The 19,100-nt window shown below is 67.6% G+C and carries 25 protein-coding genes and 1 pseudogene; 14 read left to right on the top strand and 12 right to left on the bottom strand.

Annotation, left to right across the window (positions count from 1 at the left end; genetic code table 11):
* Positions 1–71: 71 nt before the first annotated feature.
* The 6 genes and pseudogenes from BM349_RS19080 to BM349_RS03650 all read left to right on the top strand — a co-directional run.
* Positions 72–380: pseudogene (locus tag BM349_RS19080) on the top strand (isocitrate lyase/phosphoenolpyruvate mutase family protein); the annotation flags it as partial.
* Positions 381–405: 25 nt separating this feature from the next.
* Positions 406–846, top strand: coding sequence for an isocitrate lyase/phosphoenolpyruvate mutase family protein (locus BM349_RS18900; RefSeq protein ID WP_254773710.1), 441 nt, complete (start codon positions 406–408; stop codon positions 844–846).
* 89 nt (positions 847–935) lie between these two features.
* A complete protein-coding gene (locus tag BM349_RS03665; RefSeq protein WP_091702997.1) occupies positions 936–1,793 on the top strand; it encodes an aldo/keto reductase in 858 nt (285 codons plus the stop codon).
* 413 nt (positions 1,794–2,206) lie between these two features.
* Positions 2,207–2,491, top strand: a complete 285-nt coding sequence (locus tag BM349_RS03660; protein WP_091702995.1) for a Rossmann-fold NAD(P)-binding domain-containing protein — start codon at positions 2,207–2,209, stop codon at positions 2,489–2,491.
* A gap of 120 nt (positions 2,492–2,611) precedes the next feature.
* Positions 2,612–3,034, top strand: coding sequence for an ester cyclase (locus BM349_RS03655; RefSeq protein WP_091702991.1), 423 nt, complete (start codon positions 2,612–2,614; stop codon positions 3,032–3,034).
* 126 nt (positions 3,035–3,160) lie between these two features.
* The gene (locus tag BM349_RS03650) at positions 3,161–3,628 is read left to right on the top strand and encodes a nitroreductase family deazaflavin-dependent oxidoreductase (protein ID WP_368086662.1); all 468 of its coding nucleotides are present in this window, start codon (positions 3,161–3,163) and stop codon (positions 3,626–3,628) included.
* 79 nt (positions 3,629–3,707) lie between these two features.
* Here the strand turns inward: BM349_RS03650 and BM349_RS03645 are convergent, their stop codons facing one another.
* Positions 3,708–4,214, bottom strand: coding sequence for a GyrI-like domain-containing protein (locus BM349_RS03645; protein ID WP_091702982.1), 507 nt, complete (start codon positions 4,212–4,214; stop codon positions 3,708–3,710).
* A gap of 35 nt (positions 4,215–4,249) precedes the next feature.
* Here BM349_RS03645 and BM349_RS03640 point away from each other — a divergent pair, with 35 nt between their 5' ends.
* On the top strand, positions 4,250–4,855 hold the full coding sequence (locus BM349_RS03640) for a GNAT family N-acetyltransferase (protein ID WP_368086661.1): 606 nt from the start codon (positions 4,250–4,252) through the stop codon (positions 4,853–4,855).
* Between the two features lie 130 nt (positions 4,856–4,985).
* On the top strand, positions 4,986–5,495 hold the full coding sequence (locus BM349_RS03635; RefSeq protein WP_091702978.1) for a DUF1269 domain-containing protein: 510 nt from the start codon (positions 4,986–4,988) through the stop codon (positions 5,493–5,495).
* A gap of 116 nt (positions 5,496–5,611) precedes the next feature.
* Here the strand turns inward: BM349_RS03635 and BM349_RS03630 are convergent, their stop codons facing one another.
* Together BM349_RS03630 and BM349_RS03625 are read right to left on the bottom strand one after the other, a co-directional pair.
* A complete protein-coding gene (locus tag BM349_RS03630; RefSeq protein ID WP_091702975.1) occupies positions 5,612–6,100 on the bottom strand; it encodes a DUF6326 family protein in 489 nt (162 codons plus the stop codon).
* A 95-nt stretch (positions 6,101–6,195) separates the two neighbouring features.
* Positions 6,196–7,236 (bottom strand): NAD(P)-dependent alcohol dehydrogenase, encoded by a 1,041-nt coding sequence (locus BM349_RS03625; RefSeq protein ID WP_254773708.1) that lies wholly within the window; start codon positions 7,234–7,236, stop codon positions 6,196–6,198.
* A gap of 118 nt (positions 7,237–7,354) precedes the next feature.
* Here BM349_RS03625 and BM349_RS03620 point away from each other — a divergent pair, with 118 nt between their 5' ends.
* Positions 7,355–8,029 carry a TetR/AcrR family transcriptional regulator gene (locus tag BM349_RS03620; RefSeq protein WP_091702968.1) on the top strand — a complete coding sequence of 225 codons (675 nt, stop codon included), beginning with the start codon at positions 7,355–7,357 and terminating at the stop codon, positions 8,027–8,029.
* Positions 8,030–8,125: 96 nt separating this feature from the next.
* Here the strand turns inward: BM349_RS03620 and BM349_RS03615 are convergent, their stop codons facing one another.
* On the bottom strand, positions 8,126–8,992 hold the full coding sequence (locus tag BM349_RS03615) for a sulfurtransferase (protein WP_091702965.1): 867 nt from the start codon (positions 8,990–8,992) through the stop codon (positions 8,126–8,128).
* Positions 8,993–9,098: 106 nt separating this feature from the next.
* Between BM349_RS03615 and BM349_RS03610 the strand changes: the two genes are divergently transcribed.
* Together BM349_RS03610 and BM349_RS03605 are read left to right on the top strand one after the other, a co-directional pair.
* Positions 9,099–10,283: a hypothetical protein gene (locus tag BM349_RS03610; RefSeq protein WP_139230872.1), complete on the top strand. Its 1,185-nt coding sequence runs from the start codon at positions 9,099–9,101 to the stop codon at positions 10,281–10,283.
* A 73-nt stretch (positions 10,284–10,356) separates the two neighbouring features.
* The gene (locus tag BM349_RS03605) at positions 10,357–10,773 is read left to right on the top strand and encodes a nuclear transport factor 2 family protein (RefSeq protein WP_091702957.1); all 417 of its coding nucleotides are present in this window, start codon (positions 10,357–10,359) and stop codon (positions 10,771–10,773) included.
* A gap of 83 nt (positions 10,774–10,856) precedes the next feature.
* On the opposite strand, the gene BM349_RS03600 is transcribed toward BM349_RS03605, so the two are convergent.
* From BM349_RS03600 to BM349_RS03570, 7 genes are all read right to left on the bottom strand, one after another.
* Positions 10,857–11,063 (bottom strand): dodecin family protein, encoded by a 207-nt coding sequence (locus BM349_RS03600; protein ID WP_091702952.1) that lies wholly within the window; start codon positions 11,061–11,063, stop codon positions 10,857–10,859.
* Between the two features lie 107 nt (positions 11,064–11,170).
* Entirely contained in the window at positions 11,171–11,566 is a 396-nt protein-coding gene (locus BM349_RS03595) for a hypothetical protein (protein WP_091702948.1), read from the bottom strand.
* 77 nt (positions 11,567–11,643) lie between these two features.
* Entirely contained in the window at positions 11,644–11,907 is a 264-nt protein-coding gene (locus BM349_RS03590; RefSeq protein WP_091702945.1) for a DUF4190 domain-containing protein, read from the bottom strand.
* A gap of 105 nt (positions 11,908–12,012) precedes the next feature.
* On the bottom strand, positions 12,013–12,816 hold the full coding sequence (locus BM349_RS03585; protein ID WP_091702941.1) for a hypothetical protein: 804 nt from the start codon (positions 12,814–12,816) through the stop codon (positions 12,013–12,015).
* Positions 12,817–12,972: 156 nt separating this feature from the next.
* Positions 12,973–13,581, bottom strand: coding sequence for a hypothetical protein (locus BM349_RS03580; RefSeq protein WP_091702937.1), 609 nt, complete (start codon positions 13,579–13,581; stop codon positions 12,973–12,975).
* A 115-nt stretch (positions 13,582–13,696) separates the two neighbouring features.
* Positions 13,697–13,969: a hypothetical protein gene (locus BM349_RS03575; protein ID WP_091702934.1), complete on the bottom strand. Its 273-nt coding sequence runs from the start codon at positions 13,967–13,969 to the stop codon at positions 13,697–13,699.
* A gap of 48 nt (positions 13,970–14,017) precedes the next feature.
* A complete protein-coding gene (locus BM349_RS03570) occupies positions 14,018–15,220 on the bottom strand; it encodes a serine hydrolase domain-containing protein (RefSeq protein ID WP_091702930.1) in 1,203 nt (400 codons plus the stop codon).
* Between the two features lie 72 nt (positions 15,221–15,292).
* Between BM349_RS03570 and BM349_RS03565 the strand changes: the two genes are divergently transcribed.
* Positions 15,293–15,988 carry a GNAT family N-acetyltransferase gene (locus BM349_RS03565; RefSeq protein WP_091702926.1) on the top strand — a complete coding sequence of 232 codons (696 nt, stop codon included), beginning with the start codon at positions 15,293–15,295 and terminating at the stop codon, positions 15,986–15,988.
* A gap of 57 nt (positions 15,989–16,045) precedes the next feature.
* On the opposite strand, the gene BM349_RS03560 is transcribed toward BM349_RS03565, so the two are convergent.
* Positions 16,046–16,768 (bottom strand): NRDE family protein, encoded by a 723-nt coding sequence (locus BM349_RS03560; RefSeq protein ID WP_091702922.1) that lies wholly within the window; start codon positions 16,766–16,768, stop codon positions 16,046–16,048.
* A gap of 65 nt (positions 16,769–16,833) precedes the next feature.
* Here BM349_RS03560 and coaBC point away from each other — a divergent pair, with 65 nt between their 5' ends.
* Together coaBC and BM349_RS03550 are read left to right on the top strand one after the other, a co-directional pair.
* Positions 16,834–18,039 carry a bifunctional phosphopantothenoylcysteine decarboxylase/phosphopantothenate--cysteine ligase CoaBC gene (gene coaBC / locus BM349_RS03555; protein ID WP_091702918.1) on the top strand — a complete coding sequence of 402 codons (1,206 nt, stop codon included), beginning with the start codon at positions 16,834–16,836 and terminating at the stop codon, positions 18,037–18,039.
* Complete coding sequence (locus BM349_RS03550; RefSeq protein ID WP_091702914.1) at positions 18,036–18,977, top strand: aldo/keto reductase; 942 nt, start codon at positions 18,036–18,038, stop codon at positions 18,975–18,977. Before coaBC ends, BM349_RS03550 begins: the two co-directional genes overlap by 4 nt.
* The last annotated feature ends 123 nt before the right edge of the window (positions 18,978–19,100 follow it).

The following is a 19,100-nucleotide window of genomic DNA, read 5'->3' as shown; positions in this document are numbered from 1 at the left end:
CACTTAATACAGGCGTGCCGACACGAGATGACGAGACAGCGTCCATCGACCGCGGCGCCGATTTCCTCGCGATGCATGCCGGCCCGGGTTTCGTCATTCCCAACGCGTGGGATGCCGGGTCCGCCCGCATCCTCGAAGGGGTCGGTTTCCCGGCCATTGCGACGACCAGCGCGGGCATCGCGTGGTCCTCGGGGGTTCCCGACGGCGGGGCGCTGGGCCTGGAGACCATGCTCGAGTGTCTCGACCGCATCGTCCGTGCGGTGCGCGCGCCGGTGAGTGCGGACCTTGAATCCGGATACGGCGACGGACCGGAGGACGTCGGTCGTGTGGTTGCACGAGTCCTCGAACTCGGCGTGGTCGGTGCCAACCTCGAGGATGCCGTCGGGGGCGTGCTGTTCGAGATCGATGAGGCCGCAGATCGACTGGCCGCCGCCCCGCGCGGCAGCGCCGGCGGGCACCTTCGTCCTGAACGCGAGGACCGACACGTACTTTTCGAGCGCCACCGGGGATCTGTTCGAGCAGACCGTCGAACGAGCGCTGCGCTACGTCGAAGCAGGGGCCGACTGCATCTTCGTGCCCGGGGTGAATGACGCGGACACGATCCGCCGGCTCGCGGCATCCATCCCCGCCCCGCTCAACATCGTCGCCGGGCTGACCGCGAACGTCATCGATGCGCCCACGCTCTTCTCGCTCGGCGTCAGGCGGGTCAGCGTGGGCGCGAGTCTTGCCCGAGCCGCACTCAGCGGACTCGAGCGCGCGGGCCGAGAACTCCTGGACACCGGCACCCTGAGCTTTCTCGACGGTGCCGTCGGCTACGCCGATCTGCAGCGGCGATTCGGCGCCTGACCACCGCGGCGACCGATCGATCTGTCGGAACGTCCTGATCGCGCGCACAATGGGGCCGTGGCGCAAGACCCAGCCGGAGGGTGGCAATCATGACGACCAGCGTTCCGCTCTCGAATGGTCTCCGGATGCCGCAGATCGGCCTGGGCGTCTACCTGATCTCCGACATCGCGGAGTGCGAGGCCAGCGTCAAGTCAGCGCTGGAGACGGGCTACCGTCTCATCGACACGGCGATCGCCTATCGCAACGAACGTGCCGTCGGACGCGGCATCCGCGCTTCGGGGGTGCCTCGCGAAGAGATCTTCCTCACCACCAAGCTGTGGCCGTCGGCCTACCCCCACGAGAAGGCCCGCGTCGCGATCGGCGAGGCGGTGGAACGGCTCGATGGCGGGTATGTGGACCTGCTGCTCCTGCACCAGCCCGTCGGCGACGTCACCGGTGCGTGGAAGGCAATGGAAGAGGCAGTGGACGAAGGAACCGTCCGGTCGATCGGCGTCAGCAACTTCGCCGTGACCGACCTCGATGCCCTCCTTCCGAAGGCGCGGATCACGCCCGTGCTGAACCAGGTCGAACTGCACCCGTACTGGCAGCAGCCCGACCTGCTCCCCTACCTGTCGTCGCACGACATCGTGGCCGAGGCGTGGTATCCGCTCGGCCACGGATCGAAGAGTCTTCTCGGTGAGCCCGTAGTGCTCGCCGCAGCGAGCAGCCACGCGAAGTCGCCCGTGCAGATCATTCTGCGCTGGCACGTTCAGCGCGGTTTCGTCGCCATTCCGAAGTCGACTGACCCCGCGCACATCGCGGCGAACATCGACGTGTTCGACTTCGAGCTCACCGTCGCGGAGATGTCGGCGATCGATGCGCTCGGCAAGGACCGTCCGATGTTCCGGATGCCGCGGTGGGCCATGTCGGCCCTGATGCCACTCGCCCGGCCGCGCCCGCGCGCCTAGGGCGCATCCGCGCGAGGGGAGCGTCCCGCGTTCAGCAGGGCTTCAGCGCGCGCAGGGCAGAGTAGCCCTCAAGCGCCCTTCCGGACCGGAGGAGGTCATCATGACAAGTTCGACAGCTCGACTGATCGTTGCCGCCGGAGTGGCGGTGGGTGACGGTGGTGGTGACATCGGACACGCGGAAGATCGCCAACGGGATTCCTCGGCTCGAACACCTACTACCTCAATACTCCGCGGCGCATGCTCGGTGTCCCGGAAGCGGTCTGGAAGGACCCCCTGGAACTTGCCCAGCCCGCACCGGCGGACATCGAGCCCACCGCGCGCGCCGCGGGCGTCGCGTACTCGAACTCGAAACTCGCGATCCTCATTACGCGCACGAACTTCAACCCCGCGTTCCCGCAGGCATCAACGTTTCCGTGTTCGAACCCGGGTTCACGCCCGGCACCGGACTGTCGAGGGAGCACGGCGAGAACGTGCAACGGATCGGCCGGTTGTTGGAGCGCTTTCCCGGAGTCTCTTCGCCACGCAAATCCGGCCCTGTCCTGGCAGCCCTCGCTCTGGACGAGGAGTGGGCACACCTCGATGGCGGGGACTTCGTCGTCAAGACGAAGCAGCGCTCGGTCGAACCATTCGCTCAAGACACGGTGCGCGAGGCCAGACTCTGGGACGCGACGACAGAACTGCTCGCTCGCTCCGCCTGAATCGAGCCATCCGTCCCCGCTCGCCGATCCCATGCGTTGACTTGATCCCGCGCCGCGTTCAGTCTCATAGGTGAGACGGCAGTTCGGCCGTCGTCGCTCGACGTGTGAGGAGACCGTGCCGTGCCAGCACCAACGCGGGAGACGTTTGTTCGCGACTACATCGAGGCTGTATTCAACAGACACGAGCTCGACGACCTCGAGTCGTACTGGTTGGAGAACCTGACGTCCCACTGGATGGGGCAGCAGACGTTGCGCGGCCTTGACGCGTGGAGATCAGGGATGACGGACTTCTTCGCCGCCTTTCCGGAGATCAGGTACACCCTCGATGATCTGTTCTTCTCGAACGACCGCGCTGTGTGGCGGGGTCGCTGGCGCGGGGTGCAGCGGGGTGACTGGGCGGGGATCGCCGCGTCGGGCAAGGAAGTCGAGTGGACCGTCATCATCATCGCCCGTTTCGCTGACGGGAAGTTCGCCGAGGACTGGGTGGAATACGACCGGTACGGGCTCTACCGGCAACTCGGGGTCATCCCCCTGACTTCTTGAGCGGGGCGGGGCCGGAGCATTGCGAGTCGGCGGGTTTGCCGGCCTCCTCACGGGCTGAAACACCTGGAGTCACCGAGCCGCGGCGTCGGCGGCGTCGAGGATTGACGCCCGTGAGCGGGCGACGGCGTGCGGCAGGATGACAGGGTGGGCGCGCGCTATGTCAGACCATCCGGGATCGATTCGGTCTTCAATGGAGCGATCGGGTGGCTGACGAAGATCGGTCTGCCGTTCGCTGGAAGTCGTGTGCTGTCTGTGCGAGGTCGTTCCAGTGGCGAGTGGCGCTCGACGCCGGTCAATCCTCTCCGGGTCGGTGGGGATCGCTATCTGGTCTCGCCGCGCGGGCACACCCAGTGGGTGCGGAACATCAGAGTGTCGGGTGAGGGGCGGCTGGCAAGCGGGCGCAGAACGGAGCAGTTCCACGCCGTGGAGGTTGCCGACCAGGAGAAGCCGCCGATTCTGCGCGCGTATCTCAGGGCGTGGGCGTGGGAGGTCGGCAGATTCTTCGAGAACGTCGACGCCTCCGCGTCGGACGAGCGGCTTCTTGAGATCGCTCCGGACTTCCCGGTGTTCCGAATCGTCACGATCAAGGAGTGACCGTCTCGACCAGTCAGAGCTGCCGAAGCGGTCGACCTTTGGACCCGCGACGGAGACCTCGGCGCAACGCCGTGGCGGCTCAGGGGCGGAGGAGGAACGCGAGCCGGACGACCCACTGCTTCCTCCTGGGCTCGAGTCGGGGATCGGTGATGTAGATCTCGCGTCGCGCGGCGAACTGCTCACCACTGGGCGTGGACCACGAGTCGATCGTGAGTCCCTGGTCGCCGGCCCACGCGAGGAGCATCCGGTTGGCGCTCAGCGACGTCGCTCGATAGTCGAGCTCCGCATACCGGCCTTCCGGAAGCCATCCCCGCTTCACTCGTTCGTCCTCGGCATCCGCCGTTCCCACGACGCCCACCTCGATGTCCATCAGTGCTGCCATGTCCACGACGTGCAGTCGAAGGAAGAAGGGACCGGAGTCGCCTGCGCCGTGGACGCGGAGCCATGTGATCAGCTCCGCCAGGAGCCGATCGCGCTCAGCCAGCATCGTGCGGAACGGCACGACCTCACGGATGCCGAGAGTCGGCGTCTCGGGTCGATCACGGACGGCGGGTCCGTCGACGACATCGACATGCTCAGCGGCCACGACGCCCAGTCTGGCAGGGTGCCCTCCCTGAGTTGGTGCATGATTGCTCTGTGTCTCAGGCGACGTTGCAGACAGACCGAATCCGACTGATCCCCTTAGGCGATGAGCATCTGGAACTCGAGGTGGAGTTGGACTCCGACCCAGAGGTGATGCGCTACCTGACCGGCGACGGTCGCACCCGCGCCCAGGTCGAGAAGGCTCACGGACTCCGGCTGGCGACGGCGGAGCCCGTGGCGGGACTCGGCTTCTGGGTCGGCTTCGTCGAGGACGAGTTCGTCGGCTGGTGGCTGCTGCAGCCGGCCGGGTGGGGAGAGGAGGCTCTCGTCCCGGGCGAGGCCGAGCTGGGCTACCGGCTGCTGCGGCGGCACTGGGGCAAGGGGCTGGCGACCGAGGGTTCACGCGAGATGCTGCGCCACGCTTTCCAGGACCTCGACATGCACCGCGTCTTCGCCCTCACCCTGACGGTGAACGAACGATCCCGGGCGACCATGCGCTCGGCGGGCCTTGAGTACATCCGCACCTTCTACGAAGACGACGACGACCGTGACGGCAGTGAGTTGGGCGCCGTCGAATACGCAGTCACCCGGGATCAGTGGCAAGCGGCACAGGCCGATTCGGATCTCACGACGCCGGCGGCTTGACCTACCGGGCCCGCGGGCACCGCCGGAACGAACCGGATCGAGCGGCCGCCGCACGCCGCACCCCTTGACGCGAAACTGGCCGTGGGTCATTCTGCGAGTGCGCTGCGAGCGCACGAGACAGGAGAACCCGATGGGCGAGAAGCAGGTCGTATTGGCGATCTTTCCGAATGAAGCAGCGGCGGACGCTGCTGCCCAATCCCTCAAAGAGTGGGACAAGCTCGACGACGACGTGAAGTTGAATGCGATCGGTGTGCTCGTCCTGGACGAGAACGGCAAGGTCAAGACCCAGAAGATGGGTCGTCGAAGCTGGGGCAAGGGTGCCGGCATCGGTGTGATCCTCGCCGCGCTGACCCCCGTGGGCCTGCTGGCCGGGGCCATCGGCGGCGGCCTGATCGGTGCCTTGCATCACAAGGGGCTGGGAATCGACAGCGACGAGCGTGAGCGCCTCTCGGCCGCATTGGACAACGGCCAGGCGGCTGTCGGAGCCCTGGTGAAGTCCTCCGCAGCGGCGGGGGTCATGAACAAGCTCACCGAGCTCGGTGGCGACACGCACGTGCTGAGCCCGAGCGACGAGGCGGTCGCCGAAGTCGACGCGGTCGCTCCTCAGGTCGAAGCCGCGGACCCGACACCATCACCCTGACGCCCGTCGTCAGCTGACGCGCAGGTCGAGGAGTGCAGCCGGAACGTGCTGCACCCCCGCGACTGCGCATCCGGCCACGCCAGCGAGATGCCTCGTCAGCGGGCCCCGCTGCAGACCTACAGCCGAAGCCCCTGCCGAAGATCGGTCGTCGCGCCGTCGGCAGGAACGGCGACGGTCCGGGGCCAGGTCCAGGCGGAGCGGAGGATGAAGGCCAGGAGCAGCACTTCGATGCCGATGGAGAGGCCGTAGAAGAAGGTCCATTCCCAGGACGCCCCTGCCGCGTTGAACAGCGAGTAGGGGATGTAGAGCGATGCCACGACGAGGTTCGTGGCGCGGTTCGCTCGGGCGGGCAGCGTCATGGAGAGCATCACCATCAGTGCCGGGATCGCCACGGACGCGAGCATGAAGGTCAACAGCGTCGAGCTGACTTCGAATCTCCAGACGAGCCCATTCAGGATGCCGTCGACGACGCCGGGCTTGTAGAGATTGAAGAAGTCGACGTAGATGTAGAGGAACATGAAGCTGGTCCAGGCGGCGGCGAGCTTGGCCTGCACGGGCACCGGCGGGTTGTCGAGCGGGTTCGGGGTCTTCGTTCGGTTGGTCATCGGTTCTTCTTTCGAGAGGATCGGTTTGTCCGCCGGACTGGCGGCAGGTCTTGGCGTGCACTCGCACGGGTGAGTCGTTCTCGTCGGTCCGTTCGTCAGATGGCGATCACGACCTTCCCGCGAGTGTGCCCGGCTGCGACGTAGCAGAGGGCGTCGGCTGCCTCATCGAGCGGGTAGGTCCGATCGATGACAGGCGTGACCTGCCCGCTCGCGAGCATGTCGGCCAGAGTCAGCAGGTCCTGACGCTTCTCGATCGAAGCGAAGGGCCTCAGCCGCTGGCGGGTGAACCCGGACAGCAGGCGTGCTACGACGATCCGACCGAGCGGGCCGAGCCAGCGGCCGCCGCGGCCGCTGTTGGGGATCAGGGTGCCGGTCGGCGTCAGTGCTCGTCGCGCAGCCGCGAGCGGCTGGGCTTCCACGTTGTCCAGGATGACGTCGTAGCGCTTCGCGGCGCGGGCGAAGTCGGTTCTCGTGTAGTCGATGACATGGTCGGCGCCGAGTGAGTGGACCAACTCGACGTTGCCGGTGCTGCATACACCCGTCACCTCGGCGCCGAACGCCTTCGCGATCTGTACCGCGAAGGAGCCCACGCCGCCTGACGCGCCAGTGACAAGCACGGTCTGGCCCGGTTGAACGTTCGCGATCTTGCGCAATGCCTGCAACGCAGCCAGGGCGGACGTGGGCACCGCTGCCGCGTCCACGACCGACACGTTGGCGGGCACGGGCACGAGGTTTTCCGCCGGGACGCAGGCGTAGTCCGCGAGCGTCCCCGTCGTGCTCCACCCGAACACTTCGTCTCCGGGACGCAGCGCGGTGACATCCTTCCCGACCGCTGCAACCACGCCGGCGAGATCCCTGCCTGGGATGCCGTGGCGCGGCCGGCGGAGCCCGAACACCAAGCGCACCATGTACGGCTCACCGGTCATGACGAAGTAGTCGCCAGGATGCACGGAGGCCGCGCCGATGTGGACGAGCACGTCGCGTCGACCCGGCAGCGGGATGCCGACCTCGGACGACTCGAGCACGGACGGCGGGCCGTAGCGATGCTGGACGGCGGCGCGCATCGTCGCCGCCGCGGCCGGACTCGCTCCAGACACCGGTCGTGCGGCGCCAGGCGATCGCTGTTCGATTCCCACAGAAGCCTCCTCACGTCCGAGCCGCGCGTCTCGCTGACTCGTACACTGTACGTCGTACACTGTACTATGCATAGTACGCTGTACGATTGTCAAGCCGTTCGAGCAAGCGAGGAGGCCCATGCCAGCGAGCGAAGAACGCCAGGTCGGCTCAGACGCGGGGCTGAGCAAGCAGCGGGTCGTCGACGAGGCGGTCCGGCTCGCCGACCGCGGGGGGGTCGATGGGCTGAGCATGCGACGGCTGGCAGGGGTGCTCGGCGCGGGCGCGATGTCGCTGTACTACTACGTGGCGAGCAAGGAGGAGTTGCTGGACGCCATGATCGACAGCGTGTTCGGCGAGATCGAACTCCCGCGCGAAGAGACGGACTGGCAGTCGGCGATGCGACAGCGGGCGGCATCCGCCCGGCAGGTTCTCGCACGCCACCCATGGGCGATCGGCCTGATGGAGTCGCGGACATCTCCGGGGCCGGCGAACCTGCGCCACCACGAAGCGGTCACCGCCTGCCTGCGGAGGGCCGGCTTCTCCGTCTTGATGGCGACGCACGCCAACTGGTTGCTCGACAGCTATGTCTACGGTCACGCCCTGCAGGCGGCAAGCCTGCCGTTCGACACCGCCGATGAGCTCGCCGACCTGACCGCAGACGTCTACCTGCCCCAGCTTCCTCCCGACGAGTTCCCGTACCTCAACGAGTCGGCCGCGGCGCTGATGGCTGCCGGTTATGACCCAGCCGAGGAGTTCGCCTTCGGCATCGACCTCGTCCTCGCCGCCCTCGAGCCCCTCAGAGCCACCCCATAGCGACACTCACCAAGCGTCGCGTGACCCGCTTGCACCGCCGTCAGTCGTCACCGTGCGCGCGTGCGCCTTCCCACAGCCCGTGGTCGTCCTCGTGGCCTACCCGGCTATGTCGCCGCTCGGCGTCGGTCCCGTCGCGACAGGACGACCGGGCGTGTTGCACCACTGGCTCCACGAGCCGGGGAACACGGCGATATCGACACCCGCGACCGCGCCCGCGAGCGCAAGGTGCGCGGCCGTCAGCCCCGAGCCGCAATAGGCGGCGACGGGTGAATCATCTGTCACGCCGGCACCGGCGAGTGCTGCGCGAATCGCTCCGGACTCCGCGAAGTTCGCGCCGTTCAGGTAGGCCCCGGCGGGCAGGTTGACGGCTCCGGGGATGTGCCCCGCGATCGGGTCATACGGCTCGGCCTCACCTCGGTAGCGCTCGGACGCGCGAACGTCGAGCAGAACGCCCCGCGCCGGCCAGGATCCGGCATCATCGATCGTCGCGACGCCTCCGCTCAGCTCCTCGAGTTCGATCGATCCGCGCGCGGGCACGACATGGCCCTCCTCGAGCGGGAGTCCCGCCGCCGCCCACGCCGACAAGCCGCCGTCCAACACGCGCACGTCGTCGACCCCGGAACGGGTGAGCAACCACCACGCGCGCGCGGCCGACACCGAACGATAGTCGTCGTAGACGACGACCGCGTCACCGATGTTGAGGCCCCACCGGCGCGCGGCATCCTGGAGCACGGCTCGAGATGGAACCGGATGCCGCCCCTCGGACGGATCGCCGAGCGTGGCGAGTTCCGTGTCCATGTCGACATACACCGCACCGGGAAGATGGCCCGCGAGATGGCCGGGTCGGCCGTCGTTCTGCTCGAGCCGGTACCGCACATCGAGCAGGCGGATGCCGTCACCGGCCTCGAGGCGAGCCCGCAGCTCGTCCACGGAGATCAGGGGGGAGGCCGAGGAGGTCACCATACCGACATCCTCACATGCTGGAACCGGCACGGGCCCGCCGCCATCAAGCGGTCTGGGACCACCTCCCTGAGCGCGCGAGCCGCTCTCATCGGGTATAACAAGGGTCATGGCCAAAGCGGTCACGGCAGCTGAGAAGCCGCCACCGGGAGGCGACGTCGACGAGGCGCCGCCGGAACCGCCGCGGCCGGCATGGATGACTGTCGCCGGCTGGCTCGCCGCTGTGTTCTCCGTCCTGTGCATCTTCGTCATCGCCACCGTCTGGGTCGGCTACCAGTCGGTGCCGTACGAGGATGCGCCCGACGAGACCCGCGTCACCACACAGGCTCAAGTGGACGCATTCAACGACGCGAACGTCGACACCGGCCCCGACGCCGAGGAGCCCACATACATCCCGACCGGCCTCATGATCCAGTCGCTCGAGTTCAAGGGGCCCTACACCCTGCAGGTGGCGGGGTACATGTGGCAGCTCTACCCGCTCGACCGCGAGGACATCGACCGGGGCGTGGTCTTCCCCGAGGCGGAGACCACCAACTTCTCGAAGGTCTACGAGGCCGTGCAGGGCGACGAGGTGCTGGTCGGGTGGAACTTCAAGACCACATTGCGCGAGCAGTTCGACTACAGCGACTACCCGCTCGACCGGCAGGAGCTCTGGTTGCGGATGTGGTCGGTCGACTTCGAAGACAACGTGTTCCTGGTGCCCGACCTCGACGCGTACGTGGATACGAACCCGACGACGCTTCCGGGTGTCGACCCCATCGTGGTGCTGGAGAACTGGAAGATCGAAGAGAGCTTCTTCGGCTATCGGCTCGCCACCTACAACGCAGACTTCGGCATCCAGGACTACACCTTCGTCCCGAAGCCGGAGCTGTACTTCAACATCAACGCCGAGCGATACCTCCTCGGACCACTCTTCTCGCAGGGGATCGCGCCGTTCATCATCCTGTTGCAGCTGTTCGTCATCGTCATGGTGATCGGACGCAACCAGAAACGGCTCGATCAGTTCGGTGTGCGGCCGGGCGCGGTTCTGTTCACCTGCGCCGCATACGTCTTCGCGGTGCTCGTCTCCCAGAACGCGCTGAGGAACGAGGTGCGCTGGCCCAGCCTCGTCTATCTCGAGGGCCTGCACGTCATCACCTACTTCGCGATCGTCGCCGTCGCCATGAACTCGGTGCTGCTGGTCGCGAGGCCCCACCTCGGGCTGTTCAAGTACGGCAACGCCTGGCCGCGCATCCTCTACTGGCCCATCATCACCGGGGCGATGCTCGTCATCACCCTGGCGGCCCTGTGGTAGGTCGGCCGCGCCGACCGGGTCTGTCAATCGTGCGGACTATCGCACCATTGCGGTGCGGTCTACCGTGTGAGCCATGGGCGGCATGCTCGAGCGCTTGAGAGATGCGATGAACTCTCACGATCCCGACCGCATGGCATCGCTGTTCGCGGACTCGTACGAGAGCTACCAGCCGCTGCACCCGACTCGTGGGTTCAGCGGGCAGGCTCAGGTTCGTGCGAACTGGACGTCTGTGTTCGAGGGCGTGCCGGACTTCGCTGCGGAACTCGTGGCGTCCTCGATCGACGGCAATGTCGAATGGGGCGAGTGGGACTGGCGCGGCCGGCACGCGGATGGGTCCCCGTTCGCGATGCGCGGAGTCGTGATCCTGCGTGAAGCGGACGACTTGATTGTTCACATGCGCCTGTACCTGGAACCGGTCGAGGAGCGCGACGACGACATCGACCAGGCGGTTCAAGAGCTCTACAAGCCGCCGAATGACCGGGCCGAGTGACCCGCGAAATCGATGTGGGTTCCTCTCGACCCGCTGGTTCGACGCTGGTCGGACCGTGCAGTCCCGGGCGAGAGAGGATCGGCCTACTCCGGTGCGTACTTGAACGACAGCTGGATCCGCGCCCTGAAGATGAGACTCCCATCGTCGCCGACCACGACGTCCTGCTTCGTCACTTCGGCAACGCGGAGGTCGTGCAGCGATCCCGCGGCTGTGTTGATCGCTTCTCGGGCCGCCTCCTCCCAGGACGAGGCACTCGTTCCGATGACGTCGATGACTCGATAGACGCTCATGCTTACCCCTCAATGTTCGTTGCCAACGCACTCATATTGCTCGTGCGCGGACTCGTGTGGAAGGGGGATGCCGATCCGAGCCACGCTGGGTGCACCCAGGGATCGAATCAGATCGCCGTCGCGAGCTCGCCGAATCCCATCGCGATGAGGAACGACAGCCCTGCGAGGGCGATCGACATCGGCACCATCGTGTAGCGCTCCGGTTTGCTGCGCGAGATCGCGTTCATCGCGATGCCGAGCGTGAAGTACGCGAAGATCACCCACATCGCGACCTCGGAGAACAACCCGTCGAACAGGTCGATGGCGCCGACGCGATCCCACGCGATGACGACGATCAGCGCGTAGATGAGGATCGACACCGCGCTGCCGATCCGCAGTCGTGCGGGCAGCACTCGATGCTGGCCACCCCATGCGAATGCGCCGAGCGGTGCGCCGAAGATGAGCGCCAGCTGGAGGAGGGTCAACAACCCGAGGAGGACGGTGAGCGCGAGAGCGAAGGGCACGCAACCCAACGTAGCCCCGCGGCATGGACAACCCTGCAGCGGCTGCCGCCCGTCTGCGTGCGCGCTTCGGTCGGCCGCTACAGCGATGCGCTGATCGTGTTGCTGACGATCACGAGCAGTGCGCCGATTGCTCCAGCCACGATGCCCAGGATGGCGACGAGTTGGTACGACCGCTGATCGCCTGCCCTGCGCGCGCTGATCAGGGCGACGATGCCCAGCACGATCGCGATCGCGGACACCAGCAGGTAGGGGTTGAAGAAGATGCTCACTGCGCCGATCACGAGCGCGATGATGGCCAGCCAGTTCACCTTGGCGCCGGCGGAGGAGGAAGGCTGGGTCACGATACGCCTCGATTCGTGGGTCGGCCAAACCCTAGCGGTCACTGCATCGGTGCAGAAGAGGGTCGCTCAGCGACGCAGTCCGCGGCGCAGACGAGAACCCGTGAGTCAGTAGCGGTCCATGACGATTGATCCGAGCACCGCGTAGAGCTCTTCGATGTCCTCCGGCGAGGAGTCGGGCCGGAACGACGCGTCGATGACCAGGGGGCCCAGGTCGACATCGACCTGGTAGATGATGTCCGTCTGCCCCGGGATGTGGTTGTCGCTCGGCCGCTCGCCCGTGCGGGTTCCCGGCCAGGCGACGTAGACCCCCTCATCGCACGACGCGAGGTCGAGATCGGCGGGCACGGTCAGCTCGAGTCGAAGCGCGATGATCCCCTCGTCCTCAGAAGGATCGTCGACGATCACCGAACGAGCCTCTGTGGCCGCACGGCCGTCCTGCGCCGAAAGCCCGATCTGCGGATAGCTCATGAGGATGAGGTCGCCGCCATCGGTATGGGTGTGGTCTGCGAGGTCGATCGGACTCAGGTCTGTGGTTCGCCGGCACGGATCGGAGTAGACGCCTGCCGGCGTCCAGAAGCTGATCGCAACCTCGCCCGTCTGGCCGAGATTCTTGCCGATGTACACGTCACCGATCTCCCACCCGGGTGGAACGGTGTACTCGACACTCTTGAAGTCGGACGCTCCCGGGTTCGGGTTCTCGAGAACGTGCGCCGTACCGGCCTTCACGGGCTGCGGCGCTGGGCCATCGAAGTCAGGCACGAGGAACGGCGCAACGGTACCGGTCGGCGACGTGCGCGCAACCGACGGCTCGACCGGCGTCGTGCCGGTCGGCGCGGCGGATTCAGCATTCGCGGAGCACGCCGCAAGGCACGACCCCGCGAACAGGATCGCGCCCAGAGCGGCAGACATTCGCTGTGCTCCCCGCACTGGGGCCCGGCGATCCGACGGTGCGCGCATGGCCGCATTGTTCACCCCCAGGAGAACCGCGGCAAGACTTCGCATCGCGGGCGGCACTCCGGCACGCAGGCCGGTTAACGCCTCAGCGGGGGCTCCTCGCGGACCGAGTCACGATGACGCCGGCGAATCCGTCTGCAGGGCAACGTCTCGCTCTGATGCCGAGCCTTCCGCGAACGCGGCATCGCGCGGTGCCGCAGCAATGAGCACGACCGCCTCGACGGCGAGGACCACGAGGCTGCCGTGCGGGTAGTAGCCAAGCGCGAGTGTTCCGACCAGAACGACGACGAAGGTCATCCCGAGCAGGCTTCGCACCCCGATCCCCCAATGCGGCCCGGCGGAGATGGCGGCGGCGATTCCACTGGCGCCAATGGCCACCAGGATGTAGAACTCCGCGCCCCAGAGGAAGTGGAACGGGGCGCTCTCCGATGTATTGAGGTAGCTCAGCGCGGTCACCGGCGCGCCGGCGATGACCAGCCACGCCATCACCGTTCCGCCCCATCGGGCTCGACACAGGTCGGGCAGGAGGGCGATGCCGATCGCGAGGAACGAGAGGCTTGCCAGTGCTCCGAAGACGACATAGGGGTCGTTCGCCCATTGCCGGGCGGCGACGTAGACGGAGGAGTCGAAGACCCACACCCACTGCGTGGAGCCGAACGCGGTCGCTGTGAGCGGCAGCGTCAGCGCGGCCCACAATCCACCGAGCAACGCGAGCAGCATCCGCCACGGTCTCGACCGATCCGTCAACGAACCGCGGCGAGTTGCACCCATGCGCCACATTCGACCACCGATGCGCGGCGTGCGAAAGGTGGCCTGATGGGTGACGGTCGGGGACCTACCAGACGGTGCCGCCGCCGACCGAGATGCCGGCCCACGTGAGAGCGATGAAGATCGCTGCGAACACGACGGGCGCGATGCCCTTTCCGTTGCGCGCGAGGCCCTTGAAGAGGCCGATCACAGCGAAGATCGCGGCGACGACGGAGAGTGCACCGCCGACGATCAGCCCGATGAACAGCGGAATGGGCATGAGAACGAGGCCGGCGAGCCCGAACCAGAACGCGGCCCAGGCAGCCGGGTTCGAGCGCCGTTCGACAGAAGGAGAGGTCATATCAGCATTATTGCGTGTCAGCGGCTGCCGTCCGTGATCCGGCGCTGCTCACCCAGCCTTCGCGAGCGAATGCTCCGGTGTCACGACGGCGGTGAACTGCCGGAAGATGTCAGTCGCGGTCGGAGCGGACTGGTCACCGGCTTGGCTGGCGGTCGTGTAGACGACCATGGTCCAGCCCTCGGCCGGGATGGTACCGCCGGCGCCGTAGTAGCCCGAGAGGCCCGGGTTGAGGAACACCCAGCCGTCCAGGTTCAGGAAGCCCATCGCCCAGTACTGCTCATCGGTCCACGGCCCGAGGCCCGCGGTGCTCGGTGCGAACTGCAGGTCATGGAACTCGGGGCTCAGCAGCGAGCCCTCGCCGAGGGCATCCAGGAACACCCTCACGTCCTCCTGATCGGCGCCGACGCCGCCTGCGGTGTACGTCCACGTCGGGCTCCAATGGGTCACGTCCTCCCAGACGCCGCGCTCATCGCTGTAGCCGTGGAGCACGGGTGACGGCCAGTTCGCGTCGAACGCGGCAGTCGAATCGTCCATGCCGAGCGGGTCGAAGATGTCCTCCTGCAGCAGTTCGCCGGCGGAGCGCCCGGTCACTTCCTCGATCACCTGCTGGAGGATGAGGGTGTTCGTGTCGGAGAACAGCCAGTCGGTGCCGGGCGTGAACACCGGTCCGCCTGCCACGCCGATGTCGACAAGGTCCTGAATGTCCCACTGCTGGAAGGGGTCCTCCCAGAGCCGATCCAGAAAGGACTGGATCTCCGTATAGTGCGGGTAGCCGCTGGTGTGATGCAGCAGCATGTCGATCGTTACCTGGTCGGCCGCCGGAAGGTCGGGAAACCAGGTCGAGAGCGGATCGTCCAGCGACAGCGCACCGGCCTCGACCTGCTGCATGACCACGGTTGTGAACATCGGTGTGGAGAGATTGCCGAGCAGATGGTGCATATCGGCGGTGGCCGGCACACCGGTCATCGACTCGCCGAGCGCGCCGACCAGCACAGGCTCGCCGTCGTGCCAGACGCCCGCAATCACCGCGTTCAGCTGGGCGTCGGTGAACTGCGAATGCAGAATGCCGCTGAGCTCGTCTGCGATGGTGTCGTCGGAGAGACACAGCTCGTCGCGCAGGCTCGTTCCCGCAGGGCACTCGCCTGCGGTTGCCGGGGCAGGAGATGAAGTCGTCGTCGGCGATGGTGCCGGCTCGGCCGTGCAGCCGGCGAGTACCAGCACGGCCAGGACGAAGACCCCCAGCATTCTCATGAGGGAACTGTAGCGTTCGGCCGTCCTCGCTTCGACGCTCTGTGCCTGCGATGACAGCGGGACAATTGACGCATGTCGCGACGCAAGGATGGCGGGCCCCGGTCGATCACGGATGTCACCAGTCGCTCGATTCGTGCGACCCCCGACCCACCTGTCGCGCAACGGCGCCCGAATCCGTTCACCGATCCGGGATGCGCCGTCCCGGAGTCCCTGCACGGCGACGAGTTCCTCCTCCGGCCGATCGAGGTCGCTGACGCTGAGCGTGATTTCGAAGCCGTCGTGGAGACGCGTGCGGACCTGCGTCTGTGGGAGCAGTCTTCGTGGCCGGCTGACGACTTCACCGTGGAGGCGAACGCTGAAGACCTGGCCGACCTGGAGCGACGTCACGCGGAGCGTCGCGCCTTCACCTTCGCGGTACTGGACCCGGCGAGCGCCGAAAGTCTCGGATGCGTCTACATCTTCCCGACGACGGCCACGTTCCTCAGCCGGGCAACGGTGACGCCTGCGGTCGAAGACGCGGTGTGGGCGGATGTGGATGCGGTCGTCTACTTCTGGGTTCGCGCATCGCGGATCCCGTCAGGGATCGACTCCCGGCTCCTGGCCGCCGTTCGGTCGTGGTTGCAGGATCAGTGGGGGTTCACGCGGAACGGGTATGTGACGAACGAGCAATTCGAGCAGCAGGTGCAGCTGCTCGACGGCGCAGGTCTGCACGTGCATTTCGAGTTGAGAGAGCCGGACAAACCCGGCGCATATCTCGTCTACGGGTGAGCGGCTGCCAGGCCGGACGAGCCGCCCTCGACGTGGACGGGATTCTCCGACCGATGGTCAGCCGAGCGGCTCGGGCGTCCACTCCCCCGGCGTCGTGAACGGCGCATCGAGCACCTCGAGGCCGTCCTCGCCCACGGTCGCCACGCACATCAGCAGCGAGTACGACGGGATGCCCTCGAAGCTCTGACGTCGGATGATCGCTGCGGGATCGTCACCGGGCAGATCCGCGCTTCGCTCGATGACCGGCAGCCATGCGTTCCACCACGCGGCGTCGTCCGGCAACCGCGAAGCGGCGGCGCGGAACTCGGGCAGCCACGTGGTGATGCGCGCGGTCGCGGGGTCGTCGACGTCGTCGTGCGCGATCATGTGCGTGCCGGGGGAGAGCTCGACGGTCCAGGACTCGACGCCGTTCCACGAGACCACCCGCGCGGTGTGGGCGGTCACCTCGACGAGGTTGAACCCGCGGGTCGGCGGCTGGGCGCCCGGCGAGCGGCCGGCCACCGATTCGAGCGCGACGCTCCCCCTGGTCTGCACCGCATGGTCGGGGCGGTCCGACAGGTCGTGCCGGTTCAGCAGCACCGCGAGCCGTCGCTCACCGGGTGCGGCGGCGAGCCATGCCCCTCCGGCGCGAGCATCGCGGATGCCGACCACGCCGGGGTACTCGTCCGGCCACCAGGCACCAAGCCGATTCCAGGCGCGCCCCGGATCCTCATCGCGCACGGCGAGCAGCCGCACCGGCTGCGACCCGTCAGACGGGACGGTGATGATCACCGTGCACATCAGGCAGCCCTCCCCGATCCGGCGCCGCCCCGCGCGGCATCCCGCACGTCTGCCAGAATCGACGCGTGTACGTCATCGTCGGAGTGACGGGCGGGATCGCCGCCTACAAGACCGTGCAGCTCGTGCGGCTGCTGGTGCTGGACGGTCACGAGGTGCACGTCATCCCCACCGAAGACGCCGTGAGGTTCGTCGGCATTCCGACCTGGGAAGCCATCAGTCGCAATCCGGTCACCACCTCTGTCCACGACGACGTCGCGAAGGTCCGCCATGTCGCTCTCGGGCAGGCCGCCGATCTGGTGATCGTCGCGCCCGCGACGGCGAACTTCCTCGCGAAGATGGCCGCCGGACTCGCCGACGACCTGCTGGGTACGAGCCTACTGGCGACCACGGCACCGGTCGTCGTGGCGCCGGCGATGCACACCGAGATGTGGCGGCATCCCGCGACGGAGCACAACGTCGAGGTCCTTCGCGGCCGCGGCGTCCATCTCGTCGGCCCCGAGGACGGTCCGCTCACCGGCGGCGACGTCGGACCCGGGCGGATGACCGAGCCCGAGCAGCTGCACGCTTTCGTCACCGCGCTGCTCTCCCCCCGCGACGATCTGGCCGGCCGCCGCGTGGTGGTCACCGCAGGCGGCACACGCGAGCCGATCGACCCGGTTCGCTACATCGGCAACCGTTCCAGCGGCAGGCAGGGGGTCGCGGTGGCGCTCGCCGCCGCCGACCGCGGAGCGCGGGTGACCCTGATCGCCGCGCACACCGACACGGACGTACTCGCCGAAGCCCGCGCGCACCCGCGGGTCGACGTCGCCCTGGCCGGCTCCGCGGCGGAGTTGGCCGCAGAGGTGAGCACCCGGGCGGCCGACGCCGACATCGTCGTGATGGCCGCAGCGGTGGCCGACTACCGCGTCGCAGAGGCGTCCGAGCGCAAGCTCGCGAAGGAGGAGACCGGCGGCGAGCTCACGCTGCGACTGGTCGAGACCGCCGACATCCTCGCCGCGCTGGTGCGCGATCGGCGGGACGGGCAGATCATCGTCGGCTTCGCCGCCGAGACGGAGACGGATGCCGCCGCCCTGCTCGAACGAGCTCGGCGCAAGCGCCGCCGCAAAGGCGTCGACATCCTCGCCGTCAACGAGGTCGGCTGGCAGAAGGGCTTCGAATCAGCCGACAACACCCTCACCTTCATCGGCGCCCACGACGAGGTGATCGCCACCGTCAGCGGCACCAAGCGCGAGGTCGCCGATGCGCTGTGGGATGCGGTGGCAAGCCGATGAACACGCGCGTACTCGGACGCACCGGCCTGCGGGTCACCGAGCTCTGCTTCGGCACGAGCCCGCTCGCGAACTTCCGCTTCCTGTACGGCTACGAGGTCGACGACGACCGCGCCGTCGCGACGGTCCGTGCGGCGCTGGACAGCCCGGTGCGGTTCCTGGACACCTCCAACGGCTACGGCGAGCACGGCGAGTCCGAGCTCCGCATCGGCGCGGCCCTTCGCAAAGCGGGCGGCCTGCCCGCCGACTACGTCCTGGCCACGAAGGTCGACCCGCGGTTCGGGTCCACCGACTTCGGCGGCGCCCGCGTGCGCGAGTCCTACCGCGAGAGCCTCGAGCGCCTGGGGCTCGACCGCGTCCCGCTGCTGCACCTCCACGACCCCGAGCGCATCGGGTACGAAGCATCCGTCGCACCGGGCGGGCCCGTCGAGGCGCTGCAGGAGCTCAAGGACTCGGGACTGGTCGACTTCATCGGCGTCGCCGGCGGATCCCTCAGCGTGCTGCGGCCCCTCGTCGAGACCGGCGTCTTCGACGTGGTGCTCACCCACAATCGGTACACGCTGCTGGATCGCTCCGCCGAGGAGCTGATCGCGGCGGCCCACGACCTCGGGATCGGCGTGCTCAACGCCGCGCCCTATGGCGGCGGGATGCTGGCCAAGGGTCCGGCCGCCAGCGGGCGGTACGCCTACCGCGAGGCCGGCGACGCGCAGGCGGCCGCCCTCCTCATGCAGCAGGCCTGCGAGCGTCACGGCGTGCCGCTCGCGGCAGCCGCCCTGCAGTTCTCCCTCCGCGACCCGCGCATCGCCTCCACCGTGGTCGGCGTCTCGACGCCCGAGCGCATCGAGCAGACGATCGCCCTCGCCGCGCACCCGATTCCGGAGGAGCTGTGGGCCGAACTGGCCGAGCTGACTCCCCCGCGCTCGGCCTGGATCGACGTCTGAGTCGTCCCGGATCGGGCGAGGTCGCGGCATCCCGGCGAAGCGGCTACGCTGAATCCGTGCTGACCTGTCGTTGTTGTCGCTGAGTGCCTCGCACTCGCCTCGACGACCCCCGACAGCTGCCGC

It is taken from the genome of Microbacterium sp. cf046, from assembly GCF_900114345.1.
Taxonomy (GTDB): Bacteria; Actinomycetota; Actinomycetes; order Actinomycetales; family Microbacteriaceae; genus Microbacterium.
Note: the sequence above shows the minus strand (reverse complement) of the source record. Positions and strands in the feature narration are given on the sequence as shown.